This is a genomic window from Acidithiobacillus sp. TH-A36 (genome assembly GCF_057473445.1).
On sequence record NZ_JBYCKP010000476.1, the window covers coordinates 1 to 11,020 of the forward strand.

Consider the following 11,020-nt stretch of genomic DNA (forward strand, 5'->3'; position numbering starts at 1 on the left):
TCAATTTTGCCAATGGTGACATGGTCGGTCATACCGCCAAAATCCCGGCCATTCTCCGTGCGGTAGAAACGCTTGATCTCCAATTTCATCGGATTACTCAGGTAGCGCTTCAGCACGATTTCAAAATCATCCTCACGGCTGATCACGGCAATTGCGATGAAATGGTGGATCCAGTGAGCGGTGAACCCCATACCCAGCACACGGTCTATCCCGTACCCATGCTCCTGATGGGTCACGGAGGCGCAAAGTTGGGAATTGGCCGGGGTACCGCTGATATTGCGCCAACCATTCTTGATCTCATGGGACTTTCCCAGCCCTCTGAAATGACGGGGAAAAGTCTGATTCTCCGGGACAAGCTGCGTTGAATCCAGATCCAACAGCCGACATCCACGCAAGCACAGCCAATACTGTTAGATTAAAAAAAACCGCTGCATCACTTGTGGAAAATGCGCACACTATTCATCCTGATCATGTCGCAATGACCGCCATACTCGACAACAGCCCGATGTTACCCATCCACTATCGGATTTGGGCCTTGTCCACGGGGGGCACTTTATTGAGTGGGGTTTCCATGTTTTTGCTGGGTGTCACCCTGCCACTGGTAATCCCCCACTTTCACATGCCTGCCAGTAGTGTCGGCATGGTGGCTGCCATGCTCATGGGGGGAACCGTCATCGGTGCCCTGTTGGGCGGACATATTGCCGATCGTTGGGGGCGCAAACCGGTCATGATCAGCGATATGATTTTGTTGATTATTGCCGCCACATTAGCGGCACTTGCGCCCAATGCCACCATTCTGACCCAGGCAGAGCTGTTGCTCGGCATCGGTGTCGGCATGGATTTTCCGGTTGCCAGCAGCTATCTGGCAGAATTCATGCCCCAGGGACGCCGCGGCAGAATGATGGCCGCCTCCATCGCTATCCAGTCCGTCGGCATGTTGGCGGGCGTCGCCTTGGCTATTCTCCTGCTGCAGAATGCCCGGACTGGCGATGATACCTGGCGTTGGTTACTTGCCGCAGAAATTCTGGTAGTGCTTCCCTATCTGATCGGACGCCTGAGTTTGCCGGAAAGTGTACGCTGGTGCATGGGCCATGGCCGCAATGCTCAGGCTGTAAAAATTCTTACCCGCTTTGCCCCGGACAAAAAAAGCCAATTACTGCAGATTGCCCAACGCCTGGGTAGAAAACATCATCATGTTGCCAAAATTCTGCCTGGTCATCATTTGGGTATCGCCACCTTATTTGCGCCGGAATATCGTCGGCGAACCCTGCTGGTGACTCTCCCCTGGTTTTTTATGGACGTTGCCACCTATGGAATAGGTTTGTTCACCACCATTCTGCTTGGCAGTCTGCGTACAAATCTGCCCGGATTAAGCTCCACATTAGGGAAGGATCTCAGCAACGCCCTGGATAGTGGCAAGGTAGACCTGTTCCTGTTGCTGGGTTCACTGCTGTCGCTCTGGGCAGTTCCAAAACTGGGGCGCATTCATATGCAACTTACCGGTTTTGTGGGCATGATTACCGGAATGGGACTACTGCTCAGTGCTGCGCAGCAGCATACGGGGAATGAAATCAGCCAATATTACCTGATCCTCGCTGGCTTCATGCTCTTCAATTTGTTCATGACCATGGGTCCTAATGCCACCACCTTCATTTTGCCCACAGAAATGTATCCTACTCAGATACGCGCATTCGGGTCCGGATTTGCCGCTGCAGTCGCCAAAATAGGCGCCACAATCAGCGTATTTTTACTACCACTCATTCAGGCATACTGGGGACTTTCAGCCGTGTTGCTGCTCATGATTCTGGTGAGCCTGCTCGGCCTGGGAATGACCTGGACCTTTCGGGTCCAGGGCCACGGTAAAACTCTCGAAGAACATCATGGTCCAGAAGTACCACAATAGCCTCACGCACCCAAACCTGAATACGGCAGTTGGTACGGGAGCTTTGTCGCGACTTTGGCCCGCGCCCTGCTGATTCCTATTCCCGTCGCATTTCCACCCGGCGTTGCCAGGCCAGAACGGCGTCAACCACTTCCTGATCAAAGTCACGGCTTTCATGCTCCTTGATCAATTTGCGGACCCATTCTACCTGGCTACTGATTTCAATAGTTTTCTGTATATCTGCAAAATACGGATCATTTTCGAGGTAACAGTTTTCCTGCAAAGTACTCCGCTTTATTTTCATCGGCTTAGCCAATTCTGATTGACAAATAACCAGTTTGGAGCGAATTTCAGTGACGGTATATTTTTGAACCCCTTTAATGGTGCCACTATAAGGTACATGTTCGACGACCCAGAATACGTCACCGATTTCAGCGTCCGCAAAATCCAGTTGTTTATGATAAGCGTCATTTTTGGCAATAAGCATACATTACTCCTTCACTTGCATGGATGCCCGCCAGAGGCCGACAGCGAGAAGCAACCAGGCGACAATCCATGCTGTGCCTCCCAAAGGGGCAAAAATTGCCCAGAATGACTGGCCGGTAATGACCAGCAAATACAGCCCCCCGCTGAAAAAAAGCACACCCAGAGCCATCAACAGCGCCGAAGCACAAAGCAGCCTTCTTTTACCCCATAATCGAATCAAAATACCCAGCTGAACCAAGCCTAGCGCATTATAAATCTGAAAACGCACGGCAATATCGTAAACATGCAAACTCTGCCTGCTCACCTGCCCAGCGACCAGATGGTCACCAGCCGCACCGGCAATAATAGCCAGCCCCACCAGCAAAGCACCTAACGCAGAAATTTGTCCGCCCCTGCGCGCACCATTTTGATTACTGCATTCCGCCATTCCTTTCTCCTCGATTCTGTACGTCGCAGTTTCCGGGCATGTCCTGCCCAACTGCCACATTCAGGCAGATATGTTTCTCTTATAGCCTACCTTCATGCCCTGATTCAAACTTTCTTCAGCATCGGGGCAGGCTAGCTGTGCTATGCTCTGGCTGATAATTTGCGGAGGAGTATAAGCTCATGGCAACACATAAAATCTGTATTCTTGGTGGCACGGGTTTTGTCGGCCGACATCTGGCGGAGCGTCTCAGTCAGGATGGGCACCAGATTCGCATTCTGACCCGCAATCGGGAGCGTAACCGCGAAAACCTGCTGGTTCTGCCACAGGTAGAGGTTGTTGAATGTAATGTGCATGACCCAATTGCGCTGGAGCAACAACTGGAAGGACGGGATGTAGTCATTAATCTGGTGGGAATCCTTAACGAAAACCGCCCGGGTCGCAGCGACTATCCGCCCGAGCGCCACGGTGATTTTGAAAAAAACCATATTGAGCTCCCCCGCCTGGTCGCTAATCTTTGTGGACATCTCGGTATTCCACGACTCCTGCATATGAGCGCCCTCGGTGCCAACCCCATTGCCCCCAGTGCCTACCTGCGTTCCAAAGGCATCGGTGAAGAAATTATCCGTCAGTCTGGAGAAAACAGCGCCAAAAACGGCCATTTCAATTATCTGAATGGTCCGAAATTACTCTGGGGGCGCGGTCTTAAAGTGACTTCATTTCGTCCTTCCATCATATTTGGCGAGGGGGACAGTTTTTTCAATCGCTTTGCCCAACTGCTGCGCAAAATCCCTTTCTTTTTGCCCATGGCCGGCACTCAGGCGAAAATGCAGCCCGTGTGGATTGAAGATGTGGTCAGTGCTTTCGTACAATCTATAGACAATGAAAAAACCTATGGCAAAGCCTATGATCTTTGCGGCCCCAAGGTATATGCCCTGGGCGAGCTGATCGCCTATACCCAAAGTCTGATTGGTACACATCGCAAGGTGATTGCCCTCTGTCCCCTGTTGGGTAACCTGCAGGCAGGAATCATGGAAAAACTGCCCGGCAAAGTGCTCACCCGCGATAATTTGAAGTCATTGTCCATAGATAATATTTCCAGCAAAAAGGATTTGCAGGAAGTATTTAATATTCAGCCAACAGCCATTGAAAGTATCGTGCCGACTTATCTCGGCGGCAAAGGTCAGCATACCGAACGCTTATCAGCAATCCGTAACCGCCGCTAAAACTGCAGCAAATAACCCATCCCCGACGGGCTTGGATGCTTTCTGACGGGCGAGGGACTTTGTCAGGGGCGATCAGGCTGCCAGCTTAAGCCACTGAAGCTCCTGGTATATTTGCCGCTTTCAGCTTAGTGGGTTGCGGCGCCCTGGTCGCCCTGCCCAAATTTTTCAATGAACTCCTCAGCGAGCTCACTGGAGACTTCGCCAAGAATCGCCGTCATCCCAGCCTGGGCACGCGTATCTCCCTGTGCTGCGGCGAGACTGAACAACTCATAAGCGCAGGATAAATCCTTGCGCAGCCCCTGGCCTTGATAAAACAGCAAGCCCAGATTGAATTGCGCCGGTGCATCATTCTGGTCTGCCGCCGCACTGTACCAGCGCGCAGCCTCCTGGTAATCCTGAGGAACCTCAGACCCTTCGGCGTATTTCACGCCCATATTGAACTGGGCCACAGGATCTCCGGCCTGGGCACGGGCGCGGAGATCATCCAGATCATTGCGGATGCCAGCCAGAGCCATGAGATCAAGGGTTTCACCATTTTTTGCCATGGGGTTATTGTCCTGCCTGATTGATCAGATCCTGATCGTCACTCTCCACACCCCAAGCCGTCAAGCGTTCCCGGTCATTCATGGACCAGACGGCACGATGTAGAGACAGCATGGAGTTACGATCACTCAAGAGAATATTGCGCTCGCGATTGCTGAGTTGCTGCGGGCCTTGTTCCAGAGCCTTGTGGCAAAGACTGGCGGCACGAGGCCATAATCCGGTGCGATTGCGCTGCAAGGCGCTGTGAATGGCATTAAAGCGAGGATCTACCACAACCTGCACAAAAGCATCTCCCTCAATGTGCGGGAGATAGGCGACACTGTCACTATCCAGTGACTGCAATTCTTCCGGGACGATGACCTCCTCGGGAATCACAAACAGGTGCTGCTGGCGTGCCCAGCGTCCCAGTCCAGGGCGACTGGTCCATGCGCCCAAAGGCACGGCGGCGACCAGGCCACCCAAAATTGGAACCAACCAGACAAAATGCCAGAACCCCAAAAAGGGGTACAGGGCGACTGCCAGCACCAACCCCAGCGCCGAGCACCAGCCAAAAAAACGCAGGGCTACTGACCATCTGGTTTCCTGGTCACCACGCACCTGAGCCCCCCAACGTACGCCCTTCCCCATGAGGGTTTGAATGACAAACTGACTATGAAATGCCATCCGGATAGGGGCCATCAAAACCGAAAACAAACTCTCAACCAGCATGCTCAGAATGAGATGAAATAATCCTCCAAATTGCTGGCGGCGACCAGGCTGACGGGCTACCCAAAGAACCGCCATCCACTTGGGCGAAAGCAGTAAAACTGCCGTCACTCCAAACAACCAGAATGGCAAAGGATCAATGTTACTTCCCCAATAAAAAGGGGTGACCGTATCATCATTCCCTCCACCAGCCCAATGCAGTGAACCCAACGCGCCAAGAATCAAAAACAGTCCCCAGAGCGGTGCCGCCAGAAAAGACATAGCCCCGTTGATGAACAGGAAGCGGTGTGCAGAACGCAAGCCTTCCCCGGCCAATAAGCGCAGATGTTGCAGATTGCCCTGCGCCCAGCGCCTATCCCGTTTCAAATCATCTATCAGGGTGGGGGGAACTTCTTCATAACTACCTGTCAGACTGGGTACAAACCACACTTCCCAGCCATTTCTGGCCATCAGTGCCGCTTCGACAAAATCGTGACTGAGTAAGGGTCCACCCAGAGGGGGCCGGCCGGGTAATACGGGCAAGGCGCAATATTCGGTGAACGGTGCAGTTCGTAAAATGGCATTATGACCAATGTAATGTCCGTCACCCAACTGCCAGAAACGCAATCCGGCGCTGAAAATCGGGCCATACAGATGCTGCGCAAATTGTTGCAGACGGGCATACAAGGTTTCCCGATTGACGGCCACAGGTTGGGTCTGAATGATACCCACCTGCGGATTTCCTTCCATCATTTCCAGCATGCGATAGAGGGTTTCACCGTTCATGACGCTATCAGCGTCCAGCACGACCATATATTCGTAAGCACGACCCCAGCGTCTGCAAAAATCAGCGACATTGCCGCTTTTGGCCTTATTGTTTACCGGACGCCGTCGATAATGAATCTTGCCAAAAGCATCCAGAGACTCACAAAGCGCCGACCAGACCAGTTCTTCCCGTAACCAAATATCAGGATTGCGGGTATCACTGAGCAGAAAAAATTCAAAATGGCCCAAGGCACCAGCCCGCTGCAAGGATTTGAAAGTGGCCTGTAGCCCGGCAGCCACCCGCTCCACTTCTTCATTATAAATGGGCATGAGGATCGCCACTTTATTCTGCGGGAGGGGCTCAGCCAGGCGGAGTTCGGGACTACCGGGGGAGGTATCAGTGCGCCCGCTCATCAGCAGTATAAAGCCAACCAGCGCCGTCCAGAAGCCTGCAGAAATCCAGGCAAACAACATGGAAAATATGATGAGGGTAGGTATTTCCAGCCAGAGCGGTAAGCGATCAGCAAGAACCTGATCCAACATCAGGCCCGCACTACAGGCCGGCAAAATAATAAAGGCACTTAACCAGTAACGTCGGTACCGGCTGATGGTTTCCCACTGCCGGGCCATAGCCCGTGCCAATTCAGACTTCTCCGGTCAGAATACGGCGACTCGTCAATACCTTGCTGCGGCTAAACAATGTCTGCCACAGGCGCGATGCGGCAGCCAGCCAGGAACGATTCATGGGAAGAGAGGCCATGTTGCTGCGCTGAATGGCAGGCGCTACCTGCTGCTGTAGCCAACGGCATGACCGGGCATCCTGGGCCGCATTTGCAGTCATGCGCAGGGAAAGATCGAGACGGGCATCCAGTTCATCCCCATTACCCAAAGTTGCCAGTGCCTGATGCAGGCTGGCAAAAGCCCGGGCATAAAGCGCATCCTGATGGGTTTCCACGCCCTGCAATTGGCTGATGACCTGACCACGTATCCACAAACGCTGGGCATCAGTTAACGCCAGGCGCGCCAAATACCGCTCCATACGAACAAGAACGGGTGCGCTATTTGCGACGACCAGGGCCTCTGCTGTACAACCTGCCAGCCACTCACCCGCAGGATTGACGCTGTAGCTTGATTCATCTTTAAACATTACACCTACTCCTTTGCCGCATGAAGAAGATAAGTCCAGGTATTGGTCATAACCTGCTTATCGAGGGTTAAATAACAACGCACATTACTGGGTGAGGCCGTTTGCGGCTGTATGACCGCAATCACCCGCCAAAAATGATCCTTAGCATCCCATTCCAGCTTTTGGCTCAAAATCTGAGCCTCATTTTCAGCCGTGAGATGGGCTTTAACAGGCATATTCCCAGGTAATTTCGTCAGAGCACCACCGCCAAAATCAATAACGACAGTACGCGCTCCGGCAGTTTTCGGGTCATCGCCAAGATAGGTTCCGACGGGATGTGCCAAAGGAATCAGGCCATGATTATCCAGAAAGAAACGCAAGTTGTAGGCAAAATGCAGGGGCGTTTTCGGAGCCGGTTCCTGATCCGGAACCCAGAAAACATCGATATTGTCCATGTCCCGGTTATTGGTGGGCAGCTCAACGAGGCGCACCTGACCCTTCCCCCAGTCTCCTACCGGTTGCACCCAAACACTGGGACGGCGCTGGTATTGGGTTTCAATACCCTGATAAGCAGAAAAATCACGATCTTCCTGAATCAGACCGAAGCCTACCGGGTGATCCATGCTGTAAGTCGTAGTCTGAATCTGCAGGGGATTATCAATGGGGCGGGTCAACCATTCACCATTACCATTGGCCATGACCAGATCACTGGAATCATGCTGGGCGGGATGCCAGTCGCCGGCGGTAATCCCACGACCATGACCGTGCCAGTACATGCTGGTCAAAGGCGCGAGTTCAAGCACCTGTACGGGTTTACGCAAATAGATGGTGGCCTGCACCTGTACCGTCGTACTGTCACCGGTCTGGATGGTGAAGCGATAGGCCCCCGTGGCTACTGGACTGTCCATAAGCGCATAAACCACCATATCCTGCGCACCGGCCTGCGGCTTTTCCAGCCATATCTCTTTGAAATAAGGGAATATTTCTCCAGACGGTTGGGCCGTATCAATACCCAGACCGCGTGCTGAAGTACCATAAACGGCATGTTTACCCACCGCACGAAAGTACGTTGCGCCCAGAAAGGAAATAAATTCATTATAGTTCGGCGGTGTGTTCAGAGGCGCTAACAAGCGGAATCCGGCATAACCCAGGTCACTCGGCAGATCAGTGGGGACCTTTAAATTACCAAATCTGAAGTCCCCGAGATTAAAGGGGATGGGACGCACCTTGCCATTGATCACTTCGCGAATGACTTCCGGCTGATGAAACCAGGAACCGGGCAGATAAAATTGTGCCTGAAAAGGCGTATTCTCGTTCTGCCACAAAGGTCTCGTGTCCTGAATCTGGCTGTACTGTTCAGGGCTTAGATTTTTGAGGTAGGAAGGAATCGGCAAAGGCTTGGGATTATAATGCGCATTTACCAGTGCCTGGGCCTTGGACTCTACGGTCTGCATGTTAAAATCATCCGCCGATGCCGCAATGCTGAAGGCCCAACCTGTCAGGCTGAGCAGAATGGCAGAAGCAAGCTTCAAGGAGGAATGATTACGAGATAAATGGTTCATGAAGATGCTTAAGCAATTCTCGTACCAAAATATTAACTATATGTTTATATTTTATTTTTTTTGAATAACATGTTTTTTTTGTCGCCTCTGCCCGACGCAACATGACGAAGCCAGCCATAAAAAATGCTATGAAAAATACTGCCGTTCATCAATAATTTTGCAGATAAAACATAACCTATTGAAAGTATTAATTTGTCGCAATTTTCTGTTAAGCTGATGCAACTTTGCGTGACGCCAAATCGGAACCATAACAAAAATCATCTCGTCGCCGAAAAACAACAGGAAATTTTATCACCGTTAAATGCTTCATAAACCACTTTTAAAAAATTTTTCAACTGAATGATAAGGATGGACTTATGAGTGATTATCAAGTAGACATCACCATTATTGGCAGCGGGCCAGGCGGCTATCGTGCGGCAGTTCTGGCGGCTTTACGTGGCCAAAAAGTGGCGATTATTGAAAGTGCTACCTGGGGCGGAACCTGCCTCAATCGTGGTTGCGTTCCCAAAAAGGATTGGCACGAAACCGCCAAATGGATTGAACAAAGCCGACATTTTGCCAAACGCGGTGTCATCGGCACTGACCTGAAAGGAGACATGGCTCAAGCCTGGGAACACCAGCACCAGGTAGTCGAGTCCGTTCGCAACAGTTATGTGGATTACCTCAAACGTCTGGGGGTGCAACTGTTGGCAGGAACCGGCAGCTTTGTAGATGCCCGGCATATTAGCGTTGATAGTCCAACTGGCAGCAGCCAGATACAAACCCGGTACACAATTATTGCAACGGGATCCACCCCTGCCCTTCCCAAGGGCATCCAGACCATTTCTGGAAAAGTGCTCACCAGCGACATGCTTTATGACGACGGAGCTCCAGCGGGCAAGCGCGTTATACTGATTGGCGGCGGCGTAATCGGCACAGAGTTTGCGTATATTTTCGATCAGCTGGATAAAGACGTGCAGTGGCTGGTGAACTCCGCCTCACTGGCCCATACCCAATATTCACCACAGGCCAAGGATACCCTGAAAGCCGCCCTCAACGCCCTGGATATTAAGGCTGTAGAGCATTTTCGCGTAGCACGCATTGCCGAGGATGATCAGGGCGTGACGGTTTTTGCAGAAGACGGACAATCCGTACAGGGCGACTGGGTACTATTGGCCACCGGGCGTAAGGCTTTCACCCAGGGCTTGGGTCTGGAAAATACGGCTGTGGAACTTGATGAAAAAGGCTTTGTACAAACAGATGAGCACCTGGAAACCGCAGAACCGGGTATTTTTGCCCTGGGGGATGTAGTGGGCCCGATCATGAATGCCAACCAGGCTCTGAGCGATGCCCAAATCATCATTCACAACCTGCTCAGTGAAGAAAAACAGGAGCGGAATCCGGCCTGGGTACCAGAACTGGTTTATTCAGCGGTAGAACTGGCGCGCATTGGCCTGGATGATGACACTGCAGAAGACGAAGGTTATGAACCAGCCGTAGGCTTCGCGGCGTTTGAAACCTCGCCAAGGGCATTGGGTCAGGATGACACGGCAGGTTTCGTGCGACTGCTCGCTGATATGGATAGTGGTGAGTTACTGGGCGGCGAAATTATTGGCCGGGATGCTGGAGAACTGATTCATCTGCTCGCCAATAGTGGTAATCGCGAAGAAGCGCTGCGCCGCATTGCCGAAATTCGGGTCAACCATCCATCCCGTGCCGAAGAACTGGTCAATGCCACCGAAACACTGGCAGCCCGCTGGGGATTGGAAGCACAGATTTTCGGATCTGCGGAGTCATCTGATTAGGCTTCATAAATCACCAATTATCATCAGGGCGTGCCAAACACGCCCCATATACCCACCAGAATGACCATGAAGGACAGCACAAGATTGGTGCTGGCCAGCATTCGGACTTGACCCAAGGCCCTGGAGCCCGCCTGCCAGTCCTGATCGCGCACTGCCCGGCGCAAGCGTTTGAGTGGCGCAAAATAAGTATGCAGAACAATCATCACCATGATCGTACCCAAAACCACCATGATCCATTCGGGGATGGCAAGAGCGGCAAATCCTCCGTAGAACACGAACACCATGCTGTAACCAGTCAGCAATAACAGGAAAGCCGCGAGTAACATCCAGAAAAAGAAACGACGCAGCAACACATGCATCAAGGCAATACGCGTACTGTTCTGCGTGATTTCTTTTTTCAGGGTCGGGGCCAGCACCATCGTCACAAAAAACAGGCCGCCAATCCAGACAATCACCGCGAGTATATGTACAAACTGCTCAATCCAGAGGGTATTCATGATTTTTTCAAATTTCCTTGCATGACCATGCTGTCCAAAAA

10 protein-coding genes and 1 pseudogene are annotated in these 11,020 nt (G+C 52.0%); 4 read left to right on the plus strand and 7 right to left on the minus strand.

Going from position 1 to position 11,020, the window contains the following annotated elements; all coding sequences use genetic code 11:
* Together AC2VLY_RS12205 and AC2VLY_RS12210 are read left to right on the plus strand one after the other, a co-directional pair.
* Positions 1-365, plus strand: a pseudogene (locus tag AC2VLY_RS12205) (2,3-bisphosphoglycerate-independent phosphoglycerate mutase); the annotation flags it as partial.
* A 74-nt stretch (positions 366-439) separates the two neighbouring features.
* Entirely contained in the window at positions 440-1,903 is a 1,464-nt protein-coding gene (locus AC2VLY_RS12210; RefSeq protein ID WP_486922366.1) for an MFS transporter, read from the plus strand.
* A gap of 76 nt (positions 1,904-1,979) precedes the next feature.
* On the opposite strand, the gene AC2VLY_RS12215 is transcribed toward AC2VLY_RS12210, so the two are convergent.
* Together AC2VLY_RS12215 and AC2VLY_RS12220 are read right to left on the minus strand one after the other, a co-directional pair.
* The gene (locus tag AC2VLY_RS12215) at positions 1,980-2,369 is read right to left on the minus strand and encodes a hypothetical protein (protein WP_486893729.1); all 390 of its coding nucleotides are present in this window, start codon (positions 2,367-2,369) and stop codon (positions 1,980-1,982) included.
* Between the two features lie 3 nt (positions 2,370-2,372).
* Positions 2,373-2,795 (minus strand): DUF423 domain-containing protein, encoded by a 423-nt coding sequence (locus AC2VLY_RS12220; protein WP_193649401.1) that lies wholly within the window; start codon positions 2,793-2,795, stop codon positions 2,373-2,375.
* A 179-nt stretch (positions 2,796-2,974) separates the two neighbouring features.
* On the opposite strand from AC2VLY_RS12220, the gene AC2VLY_RS12225 reads away from it, so the two are divergent.
* Complete coding sequence (locus AC2VLY_RS12225; RefSeq protein ID WP_193649402.1) at positions 2,975-4,018, plus strand: complex I NDUFA9 subunit family protein; 1,044 nt, start codon at positions 2,975-2,977, stop codon at positions 4,016-4,018.
* Between the two features lie 125 nt (positions 4,019-4,143).
* On the opposite strand, the gene AC2VLY_RS12230 is transcribed toward AC2VLY_RS12225, so the two are convergent.
* Genes AC2VLY_RS12230 through AC2VLY_RS12245 form a run of 4 tightly spaced genes read right to left on the minus strand, consistent with a single transcriptional unit; the run spans position 4,144 to position 8,698 of the window.
* A complete protein-coding gene (locus tag AC2VLY_RS12230; protein WP_486893727.1) occupies positions 4,144-4,563 on the minus strand; it encodes a tetratricopeptide repeat protein in 420 nt (139 codons plus the stop codon).
* A gap of 4 nt (positions 4,564-4,567) precedes the next feature.
* Positions 4,568-6,652 (minus strand): glucans biosynthesis glucosyltransferase MdoH, encoded by a 2,085-nt coding sequence (gene mdoH / locus AC2VLY_RS12235; RefSeq protein ID WP_486893726.1) that lies wholly within the window; start codon positions 6,650-6,652, stop codon positions 4,568-4,570.
* A 1-nt stretch (position 6,653) separates the two neighbouring features.
* Complete coding sequence (locus AC2VLY_RS12240) at positions 6,654-7,157, minus strand: hypothetical protein (RefSeq protein ID WP_193649404.1); 504 nt, start codon at positions 7,155-7,157, stop codon at positions 6,654-6,656.
* A gap of 5 nt (positions 7,158-7,162) precedes the next feature.
* Positions 7,163-8,698 carry an OpgD/OpgG family glucan biosynthesis protein gene (locus AC2VLY_RS12245; protein WP_486922368.1) on the minus strand — a complete coding sequence of 512 codons (1,536 nt, stop codon included), beginning with the start codon at positions 8,696-8,698 and terminating at the stop codon, positions 7,163-7,165.
* A gap of 356 nt (positions 8,699-9,054) precedes the next feature.
* On the opposite strand from AC2VLY_RS12245, the gene AC2VLY_RS12250 reads away from it, so the two are divergent.
* Positions 9,055-10,482 (plus strand): dihydrolipoyl dehydrogenase family protein, encoded by a 1,428-nt coding sequence (locus AC2VLY_RS12250; protein ID WP_486891738.1) that lies wholly within the window; start codon positions 9,055-9,057, stop codon positions 10,480-10,482.
* A gap of 23 nt (positions 10,483-10,505) precedes the next feature.
* Here AC2VLY_RS12250 and AC2VLY_RS12255 read toward each other — a convergent pair.
* The coding region (locus AC2VLY_RS12255) for a CopD family protein (RefSeq protein WP_486891739.1) at positions 10,506-11,020 on the minus strand (515 nt) is incomplete at its 5' end.